This is a genomic window from Pseudoalteromonas sp. 2CM39R (genome assembly GCF_023161845.1).
On sequence record NZ_JALNTM010000001.1, the window covers coordinates 683,420 to 707,564 of the forward strand.

Genomic DNA, 24,145 nt, shown 5'->3' on the forward strand with positions numbered 1-24,145 from the left:
GAGGGTAATTACGACTATTTGATTAAGTGTAGTAGAAAAAGCTGACTATTAAAGCCGAAAAAGCCCAGTAAAAACTGGGCTAAAACGAGGGAGGAGAGTAATTAATAGAAAGAATATTTTAAAGTAAGCGACGTTGTACGGCCGTTAATAGTACGGGCGCGGATAATGTCGTTATCTGGTACTGAGCCTTCTTCTGCTTCTGTGATACCTACGGTGTCGAACAGGTTGTTCACGTTAAGCGATAGACTTAAGTTTTCAGACAGATTGTAACTTACAAAACCATTCACTTGTGTATAGCCATCAAACTCAAGGTCGTTACTGTCTTGTGCGTAAGCATCTGTTGTACCAATAAAGCTAAGACCAGCAGCACCTTTATCAAAGTTGTAAGTTGCCATTAATGAGTAAATAAGGTCAGCTTGACGACGTGGTGTATTACCGACTAACTCTGGTGATAACGCATCTTTAGCAATTTCTGCGTCCGTCCAAGTAAAGTTACCACGGAAATCCCAATCACCTACGTAGTAGGTTGATTCAACCTCAATACCTTTTGCTTCGTACTCGCGGTCAAAGAACTTTTGTGATGTTGCTTCGAAGTTTTGCTCTTCAGTCTCTGCGTAGAATGCAGTTGCAAATACTGATAGTGAATCAAAACGTTTTTTCACACCGATTTCGTATTGATTTACTTCATCAATTGCATCGGCTTCGGCAACCGAACCATCTGCTTCTACTTTACCGAATAGTAAGCGGTCTGCATTTGCGCGGCCGCCTTTACTTAAACGGGCAAATGTCGCAAAGCTTGGATCAATTTGGTAGTTTGCGCCAATTGAGTATGAGCTATAGTGCCAGTCATAGTTAACAATGCTTGGGTTCGCGTTATCAATACCAACAACACTTTGCTCAGGAATTGAGATAGTACCGTCGCCATTCATATCAATTGTTGATGTTACGGCACCTGCGTAGTTACCGCGCGCTTCACCTGAATCATAGCGAGCACTTGCATCAATGCTTAAATCGCCAAACTTAGTGGCTAAGTTAATGTAAGGTGCGCGTGTTTCGTATTCTGTGTCGTAGTTACGCTGACAGCAGTTACCCCAGTAAGGTGTACCATAAGCGTACAAGCCATTATCTGAGTAGCTGTCGCCATTTGCAGCGTAAACGTCAAGTAATGCAGCGTTGTCGCCTTTTAGCTCCATAACATATGAGTTCCAAAGCCACGACATATCAATCGATTGGCTTGATGCAAAGTAACCAAACGTAACGCTAGTTTCATCAGAGAACGACTTAGTCAGCTTAAGGTCATTAACAATTGAACCCATGTCGTTTAGCGTTACATCGAAAGTATGAATACGCATTGCTAAATCGTCATCGCCATAGGTTTCGCCTGCTGAACCACCATTAGCATAAACAAGCGATGCACCATCACCAGCAATACTAGAAGCAATAGAGCTTGCGCTTGCAACTTCAGCTGGAATAAGAGAAATAAAGTTACCGCTTACTGATGATGTTCTAAAGCGGTTTTCGATGCGCCAGTCGTTTTCTAAATCAAATGCTGCTTCAAAACCCACTGAGGTAACAACTGGGTTCATACCGTCGGTCATATCGCCTGTGCTGATTTGGTTATCACCATTTAAACGCAGAGTTTGTGTGAAAAGCGCTGAATGGGGCGTATCTGATTGCGCATCGAAACCTGGGATTGAATCGCCATCTGAGTACATAGGCATAGGTAGGTAACCTACGCTCTTATCATCGAGGTGTTTAAAGTAAACGCGAACATAACCAGCATCAAATTCTTTAGTTAGGTTTGCCTTAATTTGGCCACCTTTATTTGATGTATAACCGGTTTCACGTGGGCCTTCACCTTGGCGAACGAAGCCACCAATGTGATAGCGCACACTGTCGTTTAAATACGTACCATACTCAAAGTCTGTACGAATTGAATCATAATCAAGGCCTACAGTGGTCGATACACTGCCTGATTCGTTCTCACCCGTTTTTGAAATAAAGTTGATGATACCACCAGGGGCATCACTTGCTGCTGTTGATGCTGAGCCACCACGGATTGATTCAACACTTTGCACTGTTGAATCTAAGCGCATGAAAATGTCTGCGTTACCAAAGGCAATATCGCCAAACTGCATAACTGGTAAGCCATCTTCTTGTAGTTGCAAGAATTTAGCACCGCCCGATGCAACCGGTAAACCACGTACTGCGATATTTGCGTTACCTTCACCACCAGTTGATTCTGAACGAACACCCGGGATTGTTCTAAATGCTTCTGCAGTAGAACGAGGTGTTGATACTTCAATTTCAGCTAATGTAACACTGCTAACCGATGAGCTTGATGCCATGATGGTTGTACGGCGTGGTACACCGGTTACAACGATAGTTTCAAGGCCGCTTTTTTTAGCCTCAGGTTGTGCTTGCTCTTCTGCGTGTAAGTTTTGGCTTACTGCTAGTGCAAGCGCGCTTAATGTATAAAGGGCATGTTTGTGTGTTGTCATAATGTGCCTCGTCTCAATCCCAGATGGTTTGTTGTCTAAATTGCTATCTTAATCGATTAAGTAAAGATAACAATAATTTTACACAGTGCAAGTCTTTTTAGCGAAAAACTTGCACAATTTATGTTCGATAATTGATTTTTAACGATTTTTATTTAGTGGCTTAATGCGCTGTGCTGCGCTAAAGCTTGCTCAGCAGGGTTTCGTAAGTAGTTATATAGCATGGCTAAAAACAGTATACATGCGAAACCTGTTGCGAGATAAAAGCCGTAACGAATGTGGCCAAAATAGTCACTGATCACACCCATTAATAATGGGCCTGCTGCCGCAGAAAAGGCAGTAAAAAACAAAATAACCCCAGCAACTGCACCGTGCTGTTGCACCGCAAAGCAAGAAATACCTTTTGAGTTTAAAGTTGGGTAGATCATCGACATGAATAGCCCAGATAAAGGGAGTAAGAATACAGCCCAGTCAACACCACCGAAGATTAAACCAAGATAACACAGTGCAATTCCTAAGCTTAAATACAGCATCGCCGCTTGCCAGCTGAAGTGATTTAACAGCCACACCGCTAAGAAACGCCCAGCAGCGCGTAATATGAAAAATAAAGTCAGTGCATAAGTTGCCAGTAATTGCCATGGGCCGTTGTAATCGCCAAGTAGAGTAGGCATCCATACATAAATAGCCACTTCGGTTGCAACATAAAGGGCAATCGCCAACGAAAAGCCCAGTGCATAAGGGTTTTTCATCATACTCATGGTGGTTGCAAGAGAGGCTGGTTTGGCGTGCTCTTCAAGCTTTTTAGGTTTTGGGTAATCTGCACGCCAAGCAATTAAGGTTAAAATTAAACATAAAACCCCAGCGATAACGTAAAGGTAGGTCCAGCTTACCTGTTGGGTGATTAAAAAGCTGACAAGGGCAGGGCCTACAATGGCGCCAACACCAAAAAAGCCTTCGACCAAATTCATGGTTTTTGTGTGCTCTAAATTGTTTTTAGAAATATCACCTAACAGCGCCAAAGCACCGGTTTTAAATAACCCAATAGCAAGACCAATACAGCTAAGTAACACTACAAATATGCTAAAACTACTGCTAACGGCGAACAGAAAACAACAAATGGTGAATATGCCGAGCCCCAGCATAATGGTTTGTTTGCGACCAAAACTGTCGGCCAAAAAACCTAGAAACAGGCCACTAAAAGCAATAAGTGCCATAGGTGCATAATGGAAAGCACTGGCTTGGGTCATGCTTAAATTAAATTCTTCGATAAGCTCAGGAATGATCATACCAACCGCATCAGAGGTCATCGCAAACATAAAAAACATCATGTATGTCAGCCATCTAATGGTTTGCAAAGGATCGTGTGTTCTATTCATTGTTGTATCCCCACCGAAAGGTCTGCGCCTTTACTATGTATATTAGTGTATAAAAACTATAAAAACTGCTTGAATAATTTGCTGTCGTGGTTAAAGATATATCTTAATCGATTAAGTTTCAACTTGGTATTAACAATTATGATCAACAATAAAGTGCAATTAATCACCTACGCAGACCGTATTACTGGTCAAGGTATTGATGAATTAAGTAATTTATTAAATGGCCCACTTAACAATGTGTTTGCAGGTGTACATTTGTTGCCATTTTATAATCCGATTGATGGCAGTGATGCTGGCTTTGATCCTATTGATCATAGTGAAGTAGACTCGCGCCTTGGTAGCTGGGACGATATTAAAGTGCTTGGTGCAAACTATGACCTTATGGCTGACTTAATTGTTAACCATGTTTCAGCACAATCTTTCCAATTTAAAGATGTACTTGCTAAAGGCAAGCAATCTGAATTTTGGGATTTATTTTTAACTAAAGACGATGTATTCCCAAATGGCATGTCTGAGGCTGAGCAACAAGCGATTTACCGTCCGCGTCCGGGTAGCTGCTTTACACCTATTGCGTGTGGTGATGGCCAAACCTATGATTTTTGGACCACATTTACCGATAACCAAATTGATATTAATGTGAAATCAACTGCGGGTATCGAGTATTTAAATACGGTGCTTGGCAAATTTGCTGATAATAATGTCAACATTATTCGTTTAGATGCAGCAGGCTATGCGATTAAAGAAGCTGGCACAAATTGCTTTATGTTGGATGAAACTTTTGAGTATTTAAATAAACTTTCAGCGCAAGCAAATGAAGCAGGTATGGAAACCATTGCCGAGATCCACAGCCATTTCCAAACTCAGGTTGAAGTCGCAAAGCGTGTAAATATGGTTTATGACTTTGCTTTACCTCCACTTATTTTACACAGCTTGTTTAGCAATGACGCGCAAGCTTTACTGAATTGGCTAACCATTTCGCCGCGAAACTGTTTAACGGTACTTGATACCCATGATGGCATTGGCATCATTGACGCAGGCCCTATGGGTGATAAGCCGGGTTTATTAAACGCAACAGAAATTGATAACTTGGTTGAAACCATTCATGAAAAGAGTGAAGGGCAAAGCCGCTTGGCAACTGGTGCAGCAGCAAGTAATGTCGATTTATATCAAGTTAACTGCACATACTACAATGCCTTGGGCGCAGATGACTTTGATTACTTATTAGCGCGTGCAATTCAGTTCTTCGCGCCAGGTATTCCACAAGTTTATTATGGTGGCCTGTTCGCTTGTGAAAACGATATGGAATTATTGGCCCGCACCAATGTAGGTCGTGATATCAATCGCCCTTACTTAAATGCGCAAGACATTGATACTGCGCTTGCTAAACCTGTGGTGAAAGGGTTGATTAAGCTGATTCAATTACGTAATGAGCATCCAGCATTTAACGGTGAGTTTATTGCAAAAGGTGAAGGCAGTGTGTGTCGTTTAAGCTGGCATGATGATACCAGCTCAATCGAGTTAAAAGTTGACTTTGCTAGCCGTGAAGTGATTATTGTTGATCACCGAGACGGCGAACAAAGCATTGTTAATTTGGCTGACTTTTTAGCTTAACTACTTTGACCCAATTGCAGTTGATAGTCGATTTCGGCTGTTTGCTGCTCTTTCGATAGAAACAAGGTCGCAGCAATGCGGCCTTTTTCTTCGCTATTTTGATGGACAGTGGTGAGTTTTGGCACAAATCGTTGACCTTCATCTATGCCATCAAAACCAACAATTCTGACATCTTCAGGAATCGATAAGCCCATTTTTAATGCTTCGCGCATGGCGGCAAGAGCGATTAAATCACTCATGCACAACAGTACGTTTGGTCTTGGTGTGCTGCTAAGCGCTTCTTTGGCGGCAATGCTGGCATAGCGCTCACTGCTTTCTGGAATATTCCATGTTCTATCATCACCCAAGGTGATGCCAGCGTCGCTGATTGCTTGGTGATAGCCACGCAGTCGTTGATGAGCAATCGACTGACCGGCTTCAAACTCATTATGTTCGTATACTCGGCATAATACGTCGTTATCGAGTAAGCGCAGGCCTAAAATAGCAACCCGATCATCATTTTTTTGTAGTGCATGTTTGGCAATATCGAAACTAGCTTGTTGGTTATTTACGTTTACAGAGGCATCACGACCGATGTTAAAATCAACCGTTACCACATGTTTTGCGACCTGTTTTAACTGTTCAACAAGTTGTTTATTACGAGGGCGACCATAACAAATAAAGCCATCAACAAAATCGACTACGCTATTTAGGTTATCGTTGTTACCTGAAAATAATAAAAGATTAATGCCATTTTTTTCGAGCACCGCCGATACACCGCGCATAAAGCTGCTAGCAACCGGATCAGATACCATATATTCAACGCTGTCTGGCAATACTAAAGCAACAATATTAAAGGTGCCTCGGCGTAATGATTGCGCCGCCTTGTTTGGGCCAAAATAGCCGAGCTTTTTACAGGCCGCCAAAATTTCTTCGCGGCGTGCTTTCGATAATTGATCAGGACGATTAAAGGCATTTGATACGGTGGCATTTGAAACGCCTAACTCTTTGGCAATACTTTTTAGCGTCCAAGTTTTTGGCTTTGTCATTGTAGGTTCTTAATCGATTTACTTAATGGTAAATTACCATATAAAGAGTCGAAAAAAAGTGTTTTTAGTCATAAAAATAGGCGTACCATAAAAGAATGAGTTCGAGTGTGAGAAAAAGGCGAATAGTGAGTGATTTCTAAGTTACCAAAATGGGTTGAGATTGGCGCATTTATTTTGGCGCTGGTGGCTGGGTATGTGAATGCGGTTGGTTTACTTAGCTTTGAGCATCAAGCGGTATCCCATTTATCAGGAACTGCAACCTTGCTTGGCGCAGACCTCATGCATGGCAATAGCCTTGATGCTTTTCATTTATTAGGTGTATTACTGTCATTTTTAGTTGGGTCTGGTATTGCTGGGTTCTTGCTGCATAGTTCAGCACTTAAACTCGGTCGTCATTACGACACGGCATTATTGATTGAAGCAGGGCTTTTACTGGGCGCACTTTGGTTATTGTTTAATGGCTCGGGTTACGGGCACTTTTTAGCCTCTGCGGCATGTGGTTTACAAAACGCTTTAGCAACAACTTACAGTGGTGCAATTGTTCGTACCACCCATGTAACGGGGATCTTCACTGATTTAGGCATTATGTTTGGTCGCGTTTTACGTGGCGAGGCGCTTGATAAACGTAAGGCTAAACTGTTTGGCTTAATCATTTTAGGGTTTATTTTTGGCGGCTTAGCAGGGGCATGGTTATTTGCAAAAATGAGCTTTGCTGCGCTTTATGTGCCAAGTGCTATTTGTATTTTACTTGCCTTGACCTATCGTGTTTATTCTCATCGCAATCCAGAACTTAATGGTTAGCGATACTTTTAGGTGTTGCGCCAAAGGCTTGTTTAAACACACGGCTAAAATGGCTTGGGTTATTAAAGCCTAATTGGTAACAAACTTGGCTAATCGCCTCGCCTTTTTCGAGCAGTTTATACGCTTTTTGTAAGCGTAATTGTTGTTGCCAAAGAGCGGGCGTAACACCAAAGGCTAACTTAAATTGCTGATAAAATTTACTGCGGCTCATACAGGCTATCTTACATAACACATCGATATCAATATTCTCAGCAAGATGCTGTTCTATATAACTTACTACATGGCTTAATGGGGTTGCGAGCTTGCCTTGCTTACAACTTGCTATCATTAAATCTCGGCTTTGCTGCTGTAACAGACGGGTTATGAGTTCATTGAGTGATAAATCAATTAAGTAATCGCGGTGTTGTTCATTTTCACTAAATAGGGTGATCATTCGCTCAAGCAGTTGTTGAGTCTGCGGATTATGTTGGGCGTGCACTAACTTGGCTTGATATTGGAAAAAGTCATCCTGGGTAATTTGCTGGTTAAAATTAAGAGCATCAACTACTTGGCTTATTTTATCGGTACTGATTTCAATCGCTAAACAGGTTGTTGGCTGATTGAGAGATGCATTGGGAAAGTCGATTAGCACCCCTTGTTCTGGGGCAAGTACAAATGATTGGTTTGGTAAAAACTCTTCATGATAATCACTGTCGGCAACATGCATGATTTTTTTACCGCTGATCATGCCACAAAATAATAATTCAGTGGAATGTAACGCCACTTTTTGGGCATCTAAATAGGTGTCGTAAATACTTAATTCGGCATGTTCGCCTGCAAAACTGACTTTATTTTCAATAAGCACATCAATACGTTGTCGTTTTTTATCTAAACTTCTATTACTAACTGATGTGTTCATTGTTGCCTCGCTGTCGTCCTTAATTCTGGACAAATAGTCAAAAAGTCTGGACTAGGAATCAAGTGTGTTTTCAGTAACTGAGCTAACTTCAATTGTTAGCGGTTCATTAAACAATAACCTACCGCATAATTTAGTCAATGCTAAATAAAACACAACAATTTGAAGAGAGAACACATTATGATTTATGCAAATCCAGGTAGTGAAGGCGCAAAAGTTAACTTTAAAGCGCAGTATGAGAATTATATTGGTGGCCAGTGGGTCGCCCCTGTAAAGGGAGAATACTTTGAAAACATCAGCCCAGTAAACGGTAAAGTGTTTTGTAAAGTACCTCGTTCATCAAAAGAAGATATTGAACTGGCACTTGATAAAGCCCACGATGCAAAAGCGGCATGGGGAACAACTTCGGTCACCGAGCGTAGCAATATCTTATTAAAAATTGCTGATCGTATTGAACAAAACCTAGAAATGCTGGCAGTGGCCGAAACCTGGGATAACGGTAAAGCAATTCGTGAAACACTTGCGGCAGATGTGCCTTTAGCGGCTGATCATTTTCGTTATTTCGCAGGTTGTGTGCGTGCGCAAGAAGGCTCAATCGGTGAGATAGACGAAACCACGGTTGCCTATCATTTTCATGAGCCACTAGGTGTAGTAGGGCAAATTATTCCTTGGAACTTTCCATTGTTGATGGCTGCGTGGAAACTTGCACCAGCCCTTGCTGCGGGTAACTGTATTGTTTTAAAACCGGCTGAACAAACGCCAACGTCTATATTAGTGCTGCTTGAAGTGATTGGAGACTTATTGCCTGCCGGTGTTCTAAATGTGGTAAACGGCTATGGTAAAGAAGCGGGCGAAGCGCTGGCAACTAGTACTCGAATCGCGAAGATTGCCTTTACTGGTTCAACGCCAGTGGGTTCACATATCTTAAAATGTGCTGCTGATAATATTATTCCTTCGACGGTCGAGCTAGGTGGTAAATCACCAAATATCTTCTTCAACGATGTAATGGAAAAAGACGATGAATTTTTGAGTAAAGCGATTGAAGGGGCTGTACTTGCGTACTTTAACCAAGGTGAAGTGTGTACGTGTCCATCGCGTCTATTTATTCAAGAAGATATTTACGAGCAATTTATTGAACGTGTTCTTGCCCGTACTTTGCAAATTAAACGAGGTAACCCACTTGATACTGAAACCATGGTGGGTGCTCAAGCATCACAAGCTCAGTTTGATAAGATTCTAAGCTACATCGAAATCGGTAAAAAAGAAGGGGCCGAAGTCCTCGCTGGCGGCGAAGTGGAGCAACTGTCTGATGAGTTTAACGGCGGTTACTACATTCAACCAACACTATTAAAAGGCACTAACGACATGCGCGTGTTCCAAGAAGAGATTTTTGGGCCAGTAATTTCAATGTCGACTTTTAAAGATGAAGACGAAGCATTAGCCCTTGCTAATAGCTCAGAATTTGGTTTAGGTGCTGGTGTGTGGAGTCGAAACATGAACCGTGCTTATCACTTTGGTCGTAAGATTGAAGCGGGCCGTGTTTGGACTAACTGCTACCATATGTACCCAGCACACGCTGCGTTTGGCGGCTATAAAAAGTCAGGTATAGGCCGCGAAACACATAAACTCGCCCTTGATCATTACCAACAAACTAAAAACCTATTAGTAAGTTACAGTGAGAATCCACTGGGCTTCTTTTAAAAGCAATTTCTTATTGTTGTCGAAACTACCCAAACGCCACATCTAGTGGCGTTTTTATTTTATAGCGGGCATAAAAAAGCCCGGCGAACACACAAGCCAGGCTTTTCGACAACAATTTGGTTGAGTCACCGCAAGTGCAGTGACTCGGGATAAAAAAGCTTAGAGAACACACAAACTAAGCTTTTGACAACAATTTGGTTGAGTCACCGCGTGTGCAATGACTCGGAATAAAAAAGCTTAGAGAACACACAAACTAAGCTTTTGACAACAATTTGGTTGAGCCACCGCGTGTGCAGTAACTCGGAATAAAAAAGCTTAGAGAACACACAAACTAAGCTTTCGACAACAATTTGGTTGAGTCACCACAAGTGCAATGACTCGGAATAAAAAAGCTTAGAGAACACACAAGCTAAGCTTTTGACAACAATTTGGTTAGCGCAAACACTCTCAATGGTGTGAAGCTGTTTAGCTTAAAAGCGCTGATGGGTTAACTTTAGAGTAATCCTTCTAAACCGACAAACGATTAAAATAAACCTGATAGATGAATTTTTTTAATCTATTAGCATGTGAAGTGTTTTTTATTTTCACAACAATGCCTTAGTGATTAAATAGGGTGTTTTTTAAACATAATAACTATTTAAAATGGATTTTTATGAAACGCTTGACGCTTTACTCATCACTCATCTTTATAGCGCTAAACGTTAGCCCTTTTGGTGTGAACTTATCTCGCGCCGATGAGGGCAGTACAGTCACTCACTCTGAAATTAATTGGTCTGAACTTGCTATAAAAGATGTTGATGCGGCTTATCAGTTGTCGGTTATCAATCACCCAGGGATGCATGATGTACGTAACCCAGGTTTTGCTAAAGTGATTCTGCCGATAAAGGTCTATGTAAATAGACCCAGAAAAAAAGGCTTTTACTATCAATCTGATATTAAATTCAATGAACTTGAATGGACCACACAAGCGCTTGTTAAAATGATTGCTGAGTTGTAATTAAGCATTATCTTTAGTAAAGCGTTTGGTAGACCTCTGAGGGAGGGAGTTGAAGTGTTGACCTTGCGTGAAGAAGAACAACACTTTTTAAATTAAATTGTATATTAACAAGCTAATTCTGTAGTAGGCTCTTCTGCTAACCAGTTTAGAGCCGCTGTTTTTGACTTAAATACACTCATTACCATGCCAGCTCGTTTATACAAATTGCAGTAGGTATCGCTAAGCAAACTGCCGCCTTCAAGCCCTTCTTTTATGACTAAGGCTGTTTTAGCCGGTGCGATGCCTTTTCGTCGAAGCTCAACAAAATACACCATTAGTTTTTCAAGTGCCCCGGGGGTTGCCATACATGAGTTTTCAAACTCAACCAGTTCAAACCATTGACCATAATCAGCGCTGAGTTTGTTGATGTAATCTTTTTGCATAAAAGAATGCGCGTCAATAATCTCTTCGTTGAAAGGCCCTGTGGCAGTAGTTAAAAGCACATGCTCACGTTGATAAAACTCTACGAGACCATGGGGTTTAAAATCTTTGAATGGATAATGATTAGTTGATACTTTTTTATGCATCCGTTCAATCCCTGAATATTTATTGAGCTATTGATGATAGCAGTGAAATAAATTAATTCAATCTTTAGGTTTAATTGGTTGTTAAAATAATAACAAAAGTATTAGTTTGAATTACCAAGTAGAACCCGCCTGAATGTAAATTGCATTCTGTTCAGGGCCATGGGCTACATCTAAGCCAATACTAATACCGTAATGTTCATCAATTAAATAGCGAAAGCCTGCACCTACAGTATCAATGGTTTCAGCTTTCGATAAGTCAGAAAAGTTATCGGCTGCCCAGCCCATACCAGTAAACACATTGAGCTTTATTTTGTGAGTGATTTTATAGCTCGCTTCTGCTTCGGTAACAAATACATCGAGACCTTGATAGCGAGTTGCAGACACCCCCCGCAGGCTAATACTTGGCGGAATATAAACCGGTAAGCGCTTTTCACCACGGTTGTTAACTGAGTCATACTGCATGCGCAGGGCAAAGTTGAATTTATCGGTGTAACGCCAGTAATTTAAGGCGGTAAGCTTTAGACTGGTGTAATCAACCTTACTGCCAATAGCCTCATCATAATATAAATACTCAGCCTTGTAGTTAAAGCCTCGCTCAGGATTAAGGGGGTTATCTCGGCTATCGTATTCTATTAATGGGCCAATACCTGACGTATTTACATCAAGTGAAAGGTGGTCTTTGATAATATCGTTTTCGAGCAGAAAATCTTCGATAGGGTTTTCGGCTAAGCTTATTTCTACTTTACGATAAATCTGTTTAAAGCCGTAAAAGAAGTTACTGTCGTCATAGCGCAACTTAAGGTTTTGAAACACCGCTGGGCCTTCAATATTCAACGACAATGGTGTGAGTAGCTTGATCTCGTCGAAGGTATAAAAATCAAGGTTTATACTCGCCCAGCCAACAATCCCTTGATAGCGAATACGGTCTTCATCCCAAAAGGTAATGTGGCCAACAGCACCGCCTTTGGTGCCATTTTTAGTGCCCATTAGGCCCACTAAACTAATGCTTTGTGGTAGGGTAGAGCCTTCTTTTTTCTTCTTTTTGGCTTTCTTTTCGTTGTCATGAAAAAAAAGGCCAACAACACCAAGCCCCGGTCCTACAGCTGGCTCTGTAATAAAAGTCGGTATGGGTAAAAATGAAATCGGTTCATCAACTTTTTGTTGTTGATTACTTAATTGCTGCTCTGCAGGTTTTATTGCATATTCATCGTAACTTGATGCAAAGCTTTGTGTGCTTAGCAAACTTGCTGTAAGCATATTTATTAGTACAACTTTTTTCACTTAATCCCTTACCTTGTTGTTTCTTGTTACTTCAAATTTTATAGCTGATAATTAAATTCGAGACGATGATCGCCATCCATAAAATCAACGTTTTCATTCCAGTTTGCGAAATAGCGTAGATTCATACGCGGGTTAATTTGGTAACTTGCTGCAAATTCATGAGTCAAAATATGGCTTTGGTTTAGACCATAATAGTGATCTTTATAGTTATCGCTACCGCCGATAGTTGTTAGCCAAAATGGATTGTAGTTAAGCCAAATTTTATCGTTAATGGTTATTTTTGCGTACATACCGACTAAACCATAAGCACCCATAATGGAATAACCGCTGTCACGACTGCCGTCATCTTCTAGGGTATTTTCACCGAGTGATGCACCCACACCAGCTAACGGGTAAAAGGTAAAACGCCCTATAGGTTTTAAAGCTTTTATAAAGCTATAAGAAACATCCATACTTTCGTCAGCGACAAGGTTGGCATTGAGGTTATAGTTAGCATCAATCTGCGTTGCGCCCATGGTAGTTAGGTCAACAGAGAAATTACGAAAGCGAAAAGAGTCAATAGAATCTGTCGTTTTGCTATCGCTTTCCCAGCCTAGCGCATCGCCATATATGCCCTTTACTTCAAAAACATTCATGCCAGCAGTGGTTGCTATACCTGTATCGTATGCTTGGCCAACTTTAAAGTTGAGCCCTTTATTTGTAACACCGACTCCGGCTTGTGTATAAACAGCCAGAGGATCTGACATGTCTTGTACTTCTTTTTGCTCAGCCGCATGGCTTGAAGCTGCAATCATAAGTGCTAGTAAAGAGGGGAATCGAAGATAAGTCATGTGTTTTCCTTACACAAAAGGTTGAATAATAAATGCTTGGTTTAGTTTATTTAAGTTGAATTTAGATACTTTTGGCTTAATAAATATTCGACTTCAGCCTCTAAAGAGGCAACAATTTATTCCTTTCTAAAATAAAAATAGCATAAAAATAGTGACAAAGGCGAGCACAAAAAGCGAACAAGCCTCAGTAAATAAAACGAGGCTATCAAAAAGCACTTAAGTATTGTTTTACTATTGTTTTTCAGTGGCTTAATACAATTGTGTGATTTTTGTGGAAATTTGATTTAAATCGTTTTTGCCGCTTTTAGAGACTAGACTGGTTTGTTTTTTAATCTATACTGAAAGCTGCTCATCTGGAGTAAAAAGTACTATTAATGAAAAGGGATGATTTATGAAAAAATTAATAGCGGCGGCTATTTGTGGCTTAGTTTCAACGGTAAGCCTTGCTGCAGATAAACCAAACGTATTAGCCATAATGGTTGATGACGTTGCGCCAATCTCACTCAGTGCATACTCGCACGGTATGACCTACCCAACCCCTAATATTGATCGCATTGCTAACGAAGGTGCGCTGTTTACAGACCACTATGCTCAACCTAGTTGTACAGCGGGTCGTGCTGCGTTTTTAATGGGGCAATTACCAATTCGAACAGGCTTAACAACTGTAGGCCAACCAGGTAACCCACTTGGCATTAAAGAAGCCGATCCAACCTTAGCTGAATTTCTAAAAGATCGCGGTTATATGACTGCGCAATATGGTAAAAACCACTTAGGTGATTTAGATGAGCACTTACCAACAAAGCATGGCTTTGATGAATTTTACGGTAACTTGTACCACCTCAATGTATCTGAAGAGCCAGAACAAGCGGATTACCCAAAAGATCCTGAGTTTGTGAAAAAATTTGGTCCACGTGGTGTTATCGAATCTTACGCCAATGGCAAAATCATCGATACTGGCCCGCTTACTCGCAAACGTATGGAAACCTTTGACGAAGAAGTGTTAGAGCGCTCACTTAACTTTATGGAACGTGCAGTTAAGGCGAAAAAGCCATTCTTTATTTGGCATGCGTCTAGCCGTATGCATGTTTACACTCACTTAAAACCAGAAAGCCGTCATTTAGCGACGGGCATTAGTTCGGAAGAAGATGTATTTGGTAGTGGCCTGATTGAACATGATGGCCATGTTGGCAAGCTGCTTGATAAACTTGATGAGCTTAAAATTGCCGATAACACCATAGTTATTTACACCAGTGATAATGGCCCTGAGCAATCAAGCTGGCCTGATGCGGGTACAACTGAGTTCCGCGGTGAAAAAATGACAACCTGGGAAGGGGGCGTGCGTGTGCCTTTCTTAGTTCGTTGGCCAAACAAAATACCTAAAGGCTTAAAGCTAAATGGTATTTCTTCACATGAAGATGTTTTCCCAACTGTTGCTGCTGCTCTAGGTGAAAAGAACTTACGAGAAAAACTTAAAAAGTCAGACAAAGTTTATATTGATGGTGAAAACAACCTAGCTTATTGGACAGGTAAGGCGGATAAGTCTGCACGTAATTATTTCTTCTATTACTATGAGTCTCAGCTTACAGCAGTTCGTTTTGGCCCATGGAAAATGCACTTTGCAACTAAACCAAATGGTTTATATTACGAAGACATGGTAACTCACAGCATGCCTAAACTATTTAACTTACGTAAAGATCCATTAGAGCACTATGATGGAGTAACAGGTTTCCACCAAATCATGCGTAAGAGTTGGTTGTTACAACCAATCATTGCTAAGTTAAACGAACATGTACAATCTTTTGTAGAGTTCCCACCGCGTCAAGAGTCAGCGTCTCTTAACGTGAATGAAGCAATCGAAAAAGCAAAATCACTAAACTATGGTCATTAATTATTAACCATAAGTTGAGTTGAAAAGGGCCTACTTGGCCCTTTTTTTAATGCTTAATGATTAATGCTATTCATCATTTCGAGCTGTTTCACAAACTGCTCAATTTGCTGGTTACCCGGTACCAAGCGGGCTAGGTTTCTGGCATAAAACAGCGCTTGGCTGTAGTTCTCTTCTGCCACATACCACTGCGCCAAACTGTAGCTGATATCTGGGTTATTGGGTGTTAGATTAAAAGCACGCTCAAGGGCTGATATTGCAGCTGGCATATTGCCTAAATCTTGTAATAGCAGTGCGTAGGTAAACTGATAGTTGGCATTTTCTTGTGCAAACTGTGCTGCTTTTTGTAAATGAGTAAGGGCGGTGTTTTTTTGTTTTGTGCGAATAAGGCTCATTGCCAGAGCATAATGAATATCGCCACTTTCTGCGTTAACGTCTAAGCCTTGTTTTAAGATAGCTTGTGCTGCTTTTTCATCGCCTTGATTTCGGTATAAATCTGCTAAATTGACATAAGCGGGAGCAAAAATAGGCTCAACACTGATTGCTTGTAGGTAATGTGTTTTAGCTTGCGCTGGCTTTTGTAGTGTGAGCGCCAGATTACCTAAATTGGTGTGTGAAAAGCCACGCTCTGCTTGGTATTGTTGAATGCCTTTATACTCATCAAGGGCTGAATTTAAACGTTTGCTGTCTTGCTCGTTGAGCCCCGCAGGGAAGGGTTGAATTAACATACCAGCAAGTGCTCTTGCAGCTTCGGCTCTGATAGGTAAATGCTCATCATCTAAAAGCGGGTTTAATAAGCGCCAGCGCTGGTTAATATCAAAAGGCATGGCCGCTTCAATGGCTGCTTGGCGTTTTAATGGCTCGCTGTCTTTTACTGAGCGAGCAATCGCAACGACAGCGTTGTTATCAGGGCTTGCGGCTAAACGGCTTAATGCTGAAGCGCGAATAATGTCAGGAAAGCCTTTATCTTGCACGATTTTGGTCAGCATGGTTGAGGCATTAGGTAAACGGTTATCGGCGGCATAAAACGCCTCAGAAAAATGCGCAGTGCCAAGGTGTTTTGAATTTGGATGCCAGTCTTTTATTTTGGCAACCGCCCACTGCGGCGTCTTATCTTCATGGCAGCTATTACAAGCATTTGGGGCATTGGTTTTTAATGTTAAGTCTGGGCGTGGTACCCGAAAGCTGTGGTCGCGCCTTGCATCAACTTGCATATAGGTGGTGGCAGGCATATGACAATCAACACATTGGCTACCAGTACTTGCCATTTTGTGACCGTGATGTTTCGGCGTATCGAACACCTCTTGGCTATGACATTGCGTACAGGTTTTATTGCCCGGTAGCTTTAATTTACCCGAATGAGGGTTGTGACAGTTACTACAGGTTACCCCCGCGTTGAACATTTTACTTTGTAAAAATGAACCCCATACATAGTCTTCATCCCACACTTGACCATCAACATGATAAAGCTCAGGAGTGAGTAATGAGCCTTGAAAGCTTTGTAAAAAACTATGTGGGTCTTTGCGGTCATCAAGTTGTGAGCGGCGAGCATGACAGGTTGCACACACTTGCACTTGCTCGCTTTTTACTAGTGGCTGCACGCTTTGCATACTGCCATCGGCCTGTTGGGTAAAAAGCGGAGTTTGCTTTTTAATATTATGGGTAAAGCCTTTATCGGCAATACTGCTATCGCCATCAGCCCATTTTAAATGAGCTTGTGGATCGCCATGACACGCTTTACAGCTCACGTTAATGCTTGAATAACTCGAATCAAAGCTATTCGTTTTAAGGTCAAATTGCTTTTTGAAATCAGTTGAGTGGCAATCGGCACACATGTGATTCCAGTTTTGGCCTTTTTGCGACCAGTGAAATAGGTCGTGTTTTTTCTGCTCAGGGTGCAGTACAAACCAGCGCTGGCCGCCTTGTGCTTTACTGCGCGAGTCCCATGCAAATGGAAACAGCTGAATGTGGCCGTTGCCCATATCAAACATGTATTGCTGCAATGGCTCATAGCCAAATGTGTATAAAACCGGGTAGTCAGTTAGCTTGCCATCAAGGTTTGGCATACTTATAAAGAGTTGTTGGTCTTGTTGATAAAAGCGCGCTTGCTGGCCTTGGTAGTCAAGGGTTTGTCCGTTGAAATTACCAAGCACCGTAGTGGCAGTGGCTTTTTCCATAGCATGAAAATGATGGGATGTTTGCCAATCTTCAACTTGGCTTTGATGACAGTTAATACACTGGGGTTCTGCAAACGCATTAAATGCGAAAAAGCTGCATAACAGCCAAGCCAATCTCATCACTGAATAAATCCTTTTTATTTTTACCACATGCACTTAGAGTTATATCAGTTTGTTGCTTATAAGCAAAGTCGGCTTATTAAAACGAGGGTATAAAAAAGCCCGAGAAACTCGGGCTTAGTAAGTTATAAACTTTTCTTCGGTGGCAGCGCGACGTTAGCAAAGATAAGCCCCGCTACTAATGACATGAAAATCAAAAAGGTTTGCTGGCCAATATGGTCTGCATAAACGAAATCTTGGCCTTCAATAAGTGAGTTCAAGCCAATATAGGTTTTACTACCAGGTACCAATACGATTAGTCCTTGCATAGCTACAATTGAGGCTGGAGCATTAACAACGCGGTTGAATAAGTTGCTAAAAACGCCCACGGCTAATGCGCCTACAAATGTGCCTAATGTGTAGTCTAGGTACATGGCTGAACCAATACTTGTACCATACGCTATAAAGCCAGATGCAATAGACCAAACAGCGTGTTTTAGCTTGGTTCTAAAAATCACGATTAGGCTGCTACATAGCATGAATATAGCTAGCCAAGCCGTCCATTTAGGTAAAGGCTCGGGTTGCACAAAGTCACTTTGGCCAAAAATAGCAAAACCAATGCCGATACCAATAAAAGCACCAAAATATAGCTTAAACAGCAGCATGAATGAGTCCATCACCCGAGCAGTACCAGACACTAAATGTCTTGCTGCTAACTCTGCTAAACCTAGGGCTAATGCTAAGCCGGGAATAAATACAATGATGGCAGAAAGTACCACTAGCCGTATGTTAATTTGGGCGTCAATATAGACACTAATAGCACAGGCTATAATCGCAGATACAATGGCTACTAATGGTTCAAGCATATGTGCAACACGTTTAGAGCGTGTTGACCAAAGCACAAATAAATACACCACTAAGGTAAGAAGTGCTGACCAAAATACATCATTCCAGCTAGTACCCATCAGCATGGCAAATGCACCACCAGAGGTTGCAAACGCAACGCCAGTCATAAATTTATTATATGGGTTTGGCATGGTGTAAATAATATCGAGCTGTTGATCGACCTCTTGTAGTGTCAGCTCGCCATTAAGCATTTTGTTTACTAAGTCATCGGTATCTGCCAGCGAGCCTAAGTCATGATCGCCCGGATCAACACGCGCAACATGGGTGTACTCTTCTTCATGGCCATCTGTCCAGATCACAAATGTCACTGATGTTGGCGACATAACAAAAGATGATTTCAAACCGAGGTAAGTCGCAACTTCCATTAAGTGCGCTTCTAGTCGGTATGCAGGTGTACCGTATTTATGAAGCATTTTGCCAAGCTTCACGATAAATTTTCGTTTTTCAGTAAACGTTGCGGTTTTCAAAGGCGTTTTGAACCAAAGGTTAAATTGTTCAGTTAAGGATAGACCAAAATTCAATAAGATATAGTCTAATAGCTAGACTATATCGCTTAAATTGACCAGCGCGATTTTAGCGACAAAAGCCGCTATGTCTAGTGTTATTTACGGCAAAATCACTTATTTTTTGCTTCAATCCACTGCGCCATGTATTGGGTCGAACGCATGGTGTGATGCTTGAGCATTTGGCCGGTAAAATTTTGCTGTCTATGCTGCGCTAATGAGTCACTAATGGCGGTGATTTTAGCGATTAACTGCGACTGAAGTTTTGATTTATCATAATATTTTTGCAATAACTTCTGGCCATTTTGCTGTGCCTCAGTAAATAACGCTTCATTTTGATAAAGTGCCACTGCTGCATCTGCAAATTGCTGTGCATCTTCACAGATTGCGCCTGACCAAGGCTCATTTTGATGCATGCCTTCACTGCCAATAGGAGTTGTTACGCTCGGCGTTTGCATGATCATCGCTTCGAGTAACTTACCCTTAATACCAGCCCCAAAACGCAGTGGCGATAAACATACTCGGGCATCTTCCATCACTTGATAAGCATCATCGGCCCAGCCTTTGATTAAGAAGCCGGTTTTTGGATTGTTAAGGGCTGTAGCCTTTGGTGGCGGGTAAGAGCCATAAATGTGGAGTTCGGCATCGGGTAATTGTTTGCGGATCAGCGGCCAAATCTGTTGTAAGTACAATACCGCATCCCAGTTTGGCGCATGACGAAAATTACCTATGGTCATAAAGTGTTTACGCTCTGAAAATGCTTTGGTGCTGGTGGGGATATGCTGTAAATCAACCAAAAATGGTAGGTGGTGAAGCAGAGCGTTATCGACTTTGAAAACGTCATTGAGTAACTGCATCTCGTAATGCGAGATAATTAAGCTGATGTCTGAGCGTAAAATAGCGGCAATTTCTCGCTTTGCAATATCGCTGTGTAAATCACTATGGCTGAATTCTCGGCCTGCTTTATGAGCGTCGTGACGGGCATTTCTTAGACACTGTAAATCTTCTGTATCGAGAACTTTAAGTGCGTTAGGGCAGTATTTGTCGACTCGCCAACCAAACTGTTCTTCCATCATAAAGCGATCAAACATCACAATATCAGGGTTATACGCTTGCACGTACTCATCAAAGCTTGAGCAGTTTAATGCAATGACCTGTGTGGTAATGCCATCTTCGCTGAGATCCACCATGTGTTCGGTTTTTTGCGCAGGGCTTGCAAATTCGACTTGCCAGTTTTCTGTACGAAAGGCACGCAGGAGTGACATCATGTGGGTGCCGGCTGCCGACGAATTAGGCTCAGGCCATACATAGCCGATCACTAACACATTTTTCATTGACTTGAATCTCGTATTTTTAAGTTAACATCCACCAAGGTGCGAACTGGCGGTGTTGATTTATCTAATAGTTCTTTTAGCACCTGACAGGTGCGTTTACCGATTTCATCGGCATTAATGGCGATGGTTGAAAGGGAAGGCAACATTAAGCGCGAATCTTCTAGGTCATCAAAGCCAATAACTTTAATGTCTTTACCCGGCTCTAGGCCGTGTTGGCGCATAGCTTCAATCGCGCCGTAAGCAATCACATCATTAAAACAGACAATGGCTTTGGTATTTGGCGCTTGTTTTATAAGGGTATTAAAGGCTTCTCGGCCACCTTGGCGGTTTGTCGGGGCCTGAATAACAGGTTTTTCGTCAGTAATATTAAATTGCTCAAGCGCAGCTAAAAAACCACTTAAACGTTCATGATAATCAGATATTTCTGCGGTGCCGCCTAAAAATGCTACTTCTTCTATGCCTTGCGATAAAATATGGCTGGTCGAAATGTGTGTGCCTTTTTTGTTATCAGGCAAAATACACGGCGCAGCTGAAAACGGAATTTCACGCATGATATTAATAACCGGAAAACCACTATTTATTAAATCATCTTGCCACTGTTGCTCAGTCCCCGGTGCCGGACACATAATAAACGCCGATACGTTGTATTCTTTTAGGGTTTTCACCACTTGAGTTTGCCTTTCGACACACTCCGCAATATTCACCAGCATTGGCAGCATGCCAAGCTCAAAGATGTGTTTTTCGAGGCCAACAGCAAGCTGAGCTGAATACGGGTTGGTTAAGTCATTTATAACCAACGCGACTAGGTTTGATCGCTTGCTACGAAGTGCTGCAGCATCGCGGTTATACACATAGCCAAGCTTATCAATGGCAGCCAGTACTTTTTCTTTACTTTTTTTACTGACCTTATCACTGTTGGTAAGGACCAAAGACACGGTTGATTTTGAAACTTGTGCTTGTTCAGCTACATCCCAAATTGTGACTTTGCCTGTCGATTTTTTCATTTTTATTAGCAAAAAGTGGCGAATAGAGTGCTTTTATTTTAGCGTAATTTAGCTGTTTAAGTCACTGATTGGCTGCCAAAAGGGTCGAAACTCTTTATGAAATGCTGCAAACATGTTCTACTTGTTTACAGAATCGAAAATAAAAACGAAAAAGGAACGAACATGAAAGCATTTAAACTGCTTTTTGCGCTAGTTATTGGCGCAGCTGTTTGCACACCCAGTTTTGCTAATCAAGGTTATCAAACTCCATCGGCCGCACTGGCTGCTGTGGTTGATGCTAAGCTTGCACCGAGTAGTTATTTATCGAATGATGGCCAGTGGCTGGCGTTATTTGATAGAAAACGCATCGATACCTTACAAGACTTAGCCAAAGAAGAGTTGAAACTTGCGGGTATTAAGCTTAATCCTGCTAATTTTTCGCGCTCAAGAGTACGTAATAAATTTACATCTTTAGTGCTTAAGCATGTTGAAACCGGTTCTGAAATTGTTGTATCTGGTTTGCCAAATGGCATTTTACGCTCACCAAGTTGGTCAAGCGATAGTCAATACTTGGCGTTTGTGGTTGAGCAAGCATCGAGTGCTAACCTATGGGTTTACAATGTAAGTACTAAGCAAGCCCGCCAGTTAAGTGATACACCTCTCAATTCAGTGTTAACGCGCACGCCTTATACTTGGTTGCCAGATAGCAGCGCCATTGTAGCTAATGCAGCGGTCAATATTGGTAAAGCACGTATCAGCAACGACAGCTCGAAGGTTGTGCCAGTTATTCAACAAAGTAGTGGTGAAAAAGCGCCTGCGCGTACTTATCAAAACTTACTAACTAGCCCATATGATGAAGCGCAATTTAAGTTTTTTGCACAAAGCCAGCTGACTTATATTCCGCTTAGTGGTCAAGGCCAACCAATTGGTCAACCGGGCTTAATTAAATCGTTTTCGGTCTCACCTGATTCAACCAATATTTTGGTTGGCATGATTGATGAGCCTTTTTCTTATCAAGTGCCTTACAGCCGATTTGCTGCAACTTGGCAAATTTGGGGAATGCGTGGCTATACGCTTGCAGAGCTTGCGAAGCAGCCTTTAGCAGATAACATTCCACAAGGTTATGACAGTGTGCGTACTGGTCGCCGCGAATTTCAATGGCGAGCAGATCAAGGCGCTGAAGTAATTTGGGCAGAAGCACAAGACGGCGGTGATATGAAAACCGACGTGCCATATCACGATTACCTTTATAGCCTAAGAGCACCATTTAAACGTGATCCTAAGTTATTTGCTAAAGTTGAACGCCGTTTTGATTCAATTACTTGGGGCAACAGTAATGTTGCTCTGTTATCTGAATGGCGCTTTAGTGACCGACAAGTTCGCACATTTGTTATTCAACCTCGTAATGCAGATAAAAATCGTGTGCTATTTTCTGAGCGCAGTTATAACGATGCCTACAAAAACCCAGGTTACCCAATTTACGAAAAAAATGATTTGGGCGCTGATGTATTAAAAGTCGTTGGCGGACGCTATCTTTTCTTACGCGGTAACGGTGCATCTGAAAAGGGCAATATTCCGTTTTTAGACCGTTATGATGTAAAAACCAATACCACAACACGCGTTTGGCAATCAGAAGCGCCATACTATGAGCGTGTGCGTGCCATGCTTGATGATGAAGGCGAGCGTTTAATTACGATTCGCGAATCTAAAACTGAGCAACCTAACTTCTTTATTCGTGATTTAGACGATAAAACCCTGACTCAACTTACGACTTTTGAGCACCCTTATCCAGAGTTTAAAGGGGTGACTAAAGAGCTAATTCGATACAAGCGTGATGATGGTGTTGAGCTTAGTGGTACGCTTTATTTACCTCCGGGTTATGATTCAACTCAAGGCCCGTTACCGGTTCTAATGTGGGCTTATCCGCTTGAATATAAAGATAAAGCCGTTGCATCACAAGTGCGTGAATCGCCGTATGAATTTACCTATATCGGTTATTGGGGGCCGATGCCTTATCTTGCAAAAGGTATTGCTGTATTTGACGACCCGAAAATGCCAATTGTGGGTGTTGATGGTAAAGAGCCAAACGATTTATTCCGTGAGCAGCTGGTTGCAAGTGCTAAGGCTGCGGTAGATGTACTTGTTGAAAAAGGTGTGGCCGATAAAGATAACATTGCCATTGCAGGTCACTCTTATGGTGCCTTTATGGTGGCGAATTTATTAGCTCACAGTGATTTATTTAAAACCGGTATTGCCCGCAGTGGTGCTTACAACCGCACCCTAACGCCATTTGGTTTCCAAGGTGAAGAACGTGACTTTTGGCAAGCGCAAGATGTGTACTCGGCAATGTCACCGTTTTTCCACGCTGAAAAAATCAATGAGCCTATGCTGATGATCCACGGTCAAGAAGATCCTAACTCGGGTACCTTCCCAATGCAAAGTGAGCGTATGTACGCTGCATTAAAAGGCCTAGGTAAGGAAGCCCGCTTAGTGATGTTACCTTATGAGGCACATGGCTATCGCGCTCGTAAGAGCTTGCTGCATGTACTTTGGGAGCAAGAGCAGTGGTTAGATAAATACTTATTAAGTGACGAAAAACCCGCAGAGCCAGTTGCCGCTGAAGGTGTCACTCAGTAATTAGTAAAATATTAAAAATCCCCGCCTTATAGCGGGG

The 24,145-nt window shown here is 41.8% G+C and carries 17 protein-coding genes; 6 read left to right on the forward strand and 11 right to left on the reverse strand.

What is annotated here, in order from left to right; genetic code table 11:
* Positions 1-101 precede the first annotated feature (101 nt).
* Positions 102-2,501 (reverse strand): TonB-dependent siderophore receptor, encoded by a 2,400-nt coding sequence (locus MTF66_RS03110; RefSeq protein WP_248526343.1) that lies wholly within the window; start codon positions 2,499-2,501, stop codon positions 102-104.
* 152 nt (positions 2,502-2,653) lie between these two features.
* Positions 2,654-3,874: a sugar MFS transporter gene (locus MTF66_RS03115; protein WP_248526344.1), complete on the reverse strand. Its 1,221-nt coding sequence runs from the start codon at positions 3,872-3,874 to the stop codon at positions 2,654-2,656.
* A 138-nt stretch (positions 3,875-4,012) separates the two neighbouring features.
* Between MTF66_RS03115 and gtfA the strand changes: the two genes are divergently transcribed.
* Positions 4,013-5,485, forward strand: coding sequence for a sucrose phosphorylase (gene gtfA / locus MTF66_RS03120; RefSeq protein ID WP_248526345.1), 1,473 nt, complete (start codon positions 4,013-4,015; stop codon positions 5,483-5,485).
* Here the strand turns inward: gtfA and MTF66_RS03125 are convergent.
* The gene (locus MTF66_RS03125; RefSeq protein WP_058584672.1) at positions 5,482-6,513 is read right to left on the reverse strand and encodes a LacI family DNA-binding transcriptional regulator; all 1,032 of its coding nucleotides are present in this window, start codon (positions 6,511-6,513) and stop codon (positions 5,482-5,484) included. The genes gtfA and MTF66_RS03125 overlap by 4 nt on opposite strands.
* 129 nt (positions 6,514-6,642) lie before the next feature.
* On the opposite strand from MTF66_RS03125, the gene MTF66_RS03130 reads away from it, so the two are divergent.
* Complete coding sequence (locus tag MTF66_RS03130) at positions 6,643-7,314, forward strand: YoaK family protein (protein WP_248526346.1); 672 nt, start codon at positions 6,643-6,645, stop codon at positions 7,312-7,314.
* On the opposite strand, the gene MTF66_RS03135 is transcribed toward MTF66_RS03130, so the two are convergent.
* Complete coding sequence (locus MTF66_RS03135) at positions 7,304-8,212, reverse strand: AraC family transcriptional regulator (protein WP_054562517.1); 909 nt, start codon at positions 8,210-8,212, stop codon at positions 7,304-7,306. The two genes, MTF66_RS03130 and MTF66_RS03135, sit on opposite strands and share 11 nt — an antisense overlap.
* A 177-nt stretch (positions 8,213-8,389) precedes the next feature.
* Between MTF66_RS03135 and MTF66_RS03140 the strand changes: the two genes are divergently transcribed.
* Entirely contained in the window at positions 8,390-9,910 is a 1,521-nt protein-coding gene (locus MTF66_RS03140) for an aldehyde dehydrogenase family protein (protein ID WP_058584675.1), read from the forward strand.
* 652 nt (positions 9,911-10,562) lie between these two features.
* The gene (locus tag MTF66_RS03145; RefSeq protein ID WP_248526347.1) at positions 10,563-10,907 is read left to right on the forward strand and encodes a hypothetical protein; all 345 of its coding nucleotides are present in this window, start codon (positions 10,563-10,565) and stop codon (positions 10,905-10,907) included.
* A 104-nt stretch (positions 10,908-11,011) separates the two neighbouring features.
* On the opposite strand, the gene MTF66_RS03150 is transcribed toward MTF66_RS03145, so the two are convergent.
* From MTF66_RS03150 to MTF66_RS03160, 3 genes are all read right to left on the reverse strand, one after another.
* Positions 11,012-11,473: a hypothetical protein gene (locus tag MTF66_RS03150; protein WP_248526348.1), complete on the reverse strand. Its 462-nt coding sequence runs from the start codon at positions 11,471-11,473 to the stop codon at positions 11,012-11,014.
* Positions 11,474-11,584: 111 nt separating this feature from the next.
* Complete coding sequence (locus MTF66_RS03155; protein ID WP_235575485.1) at positions 11,585-12,754, reverse strand: BamA/TamA family outer membrane protein; 1,170 nt, start codon at positions 12,752-12,754, stop codon at positions 11,585-11,587.
* Positions 12,755-12,792: 38 nt separating this feature from the next.
* Positions 12,793-13,584, reverse strand: a complete 792-nt coding sequence (locus MTF66_RS03160; RefSeq protein WP_248526349.1) for a hypothetical protein — start codon at positions 13,582-13,584, stop codon at positions 12,793-12,795.
* Between the two features lie 391 nt (positions 13,585-13,975).
* Between MTF66_RS03160 and MTF66_RS03165 the strand changes: the two genes are divergently transcribed.
* Positions 13,976-15,472: an arylsulfatase gene (locus tag MTF66_RS03165; protein ID WP_058584678.1), complete on the forward strand. Its 1,497-nt coding sequence runs from the start codon at positions 13,976-13,978 to the stop codon at positions 15,470-15,472.
* 53 nt (positions 15,473-15,525) lie between these two features.
* Here the strand turns inward: MTF66_RS03165 and MTF66_RS03170 are convergent, their stop codons facing one another.
* The 4 genes from MTF66_RS03170 to MTF66_RS03185 all read right to left on the reverse strand — a co-directional run bounded on the left by MTF66_RS03170 (position 15,526) and on the right by MTF66_RS03185 (position 21,492).
* Positions 15,526-17,766 carry a tetratricopeptide repeat protein gene (locus MTF66_RS03170; protein ID WP_248526490.1) on the reverse strand — a complete coding sequence of 747 codons (2,241 nt, stop codon included), beginning with the start codon at positions 17,764-17,766 and terminating at the stop codon, positions 15,526-15,528.
* A gap of 125 nt (positions 17,767-17,891) precedes the next feature.
* Positions 17,892-19,118, reverse strand: a complete 1,227-nt coding sequence (locus tag MTF66_RS03175; RefSeq protein ID WP_248526350.1) for a threonine/serine exporter ThrE family protein — start codon at positions 19,116-19,118, stop codon at positions 17,892-17,894.
* 149 nt (positions 19,119-19,267) lie between these two features.
* Positions 19,268-20,488, reverse strand: coding sequence for a glycosyltransferase (locus MTF66_RS03180; RefSeq protein ID WP_248526351.1), 1,221 nt, complete (start codon positions 20,486-20,488; stop codon positions 19,268-19,270).
* A complete protein-coding gene (locus tag MTF66_RS03185; RefSeq protein WP_054553993.1) occupies positions 20,485-21,492 on the reverse strand; it encodes a LacI family DNA-binding transcriptional regulator in 1,008 nt (335 codons plus the stop codon). The genes MTF66_RS03180 and MTF66_RS03185 overlap by 4 nt, the downstream gene beginning before the upstream one ends.
* A 162-nt stretch (positions 21,493-21,654) precedes the next feature.
* Here MTF66_RS03185 and MTF66_RS03190 point away from each other — a divergent pair, with 162 nt between their 5' ends.
* Positions 21,655-24,108 carry a prolyl oligopeptidase family serine peptidase gene (locus tag MTF66_RS03190; protein WP_248526352.1) on the forward strand — a complete coding sequence of 818 codons (2,454 nt, stop codon included), beginning with the start codon at positions 21,655-21,657 and terminating at the stop codon, positions 24,106-24,108.
* Positions 24,109-24,145 lie beyond the last annotated feature (37 nt).

Bases quoted from the DNA above. Each gene is read 5' to 3' on its own strand.
- MTF66_RS03110 (WP_248526343.1), bottom strand. From the start codon at position 2,501: ATGACAACACACAAACATGCCCTTTATACATTAAGCGCGCTTGCACTA.
- MTF66_RS03115 (WP_248526344.1), bottom strand. From the start codon at position 3,874: ATGAATAGAACACACGATCCTTTGCAAACCATTAGATGGCTGACATAC.
- gtfA (WP_248526345.1), top strand. From the start codon at position 4,013: ATGATCAACAATAAAGTGCAATTAATCACCTACGCAGACCGTATTACT.
- MTF66_RS03125 (WP_058584672.1), bottom strand. From the start codon at position 6,513: ATGACAAAGCCAAAAACTTGGACGCTAAAAAGTATTGCCAAAGAGTTA.
- MTF66_RS03135 (WP_054562517.1), bottom strand. From the start codon at position 8,212: ATGAACACATCAGTTAGTAATAGAAGTTTAGATAAAAAACGACAACGT.
- MTF66_RS03140 (WP_058584675.1), top strand. From the start codon at position 8,390: ATGATTTATGCAAATCCAGGTAGTGAAGGCGCAAAAGTTAACTTTAAA.
- MTF66_RS03145 (WP_248526347.1), top strand. From the start codon at position 10,563: ATGAAACGCTTGACGCTTTACTCATCACTCATCTTTATAGCGCTAAAC.
- MTF66_RS03150 (WP_248526348.1), bottom strand. From the start codon at position 11,473: ATGCATAAAAAAGTATCAACTAATCATTATCCATTCAAAGATTTTAAA.
- MTF66_RS03160 (WP_248526349.1), bottom strand. From the start codon at position 13,584: ATGACTTATCTTCGATTCCCCTCTTTACTAGCACTTATGATTGCAGCT.
- MTF66_RS03165 (WP_058584678.1), top strand. From the start codon at position 13,976: ATGAAAAAATTAATAGCGGCGGCTATTTGTGGCTTAGTTTCAACGGTA.
- MTF66_RS03170 (WP_248526490.1), bottom strand. From the start codon at position 17,766: ATGAGATTGGCTTGGCTGTTATGCAGCTTTTTCGCATTTAATGCGTTT.
- MTF66_RS03180 (WP_248526351.1), bottom strand. From the start codon at position 20,488: ATGAAAAATGTGTTAGTGATCGGCTATGTATGGCCTGAGCCTAATTCG.
- MTF66_RS03185 (WP_054553993.1), bottom strand. From the start codon at position 21,492: ATGAAAAAATCGACAGGCAAAGTCACAATTTGGGATGTAGCTGAACAA.
- MTF66_RS03190 (WP_248526352.1), top strand. From the start codon at position 21,655: ATGAAAGCATTTAAACTGCTTTTTGCGCTAGTTATTGGCGCAGCTGTT.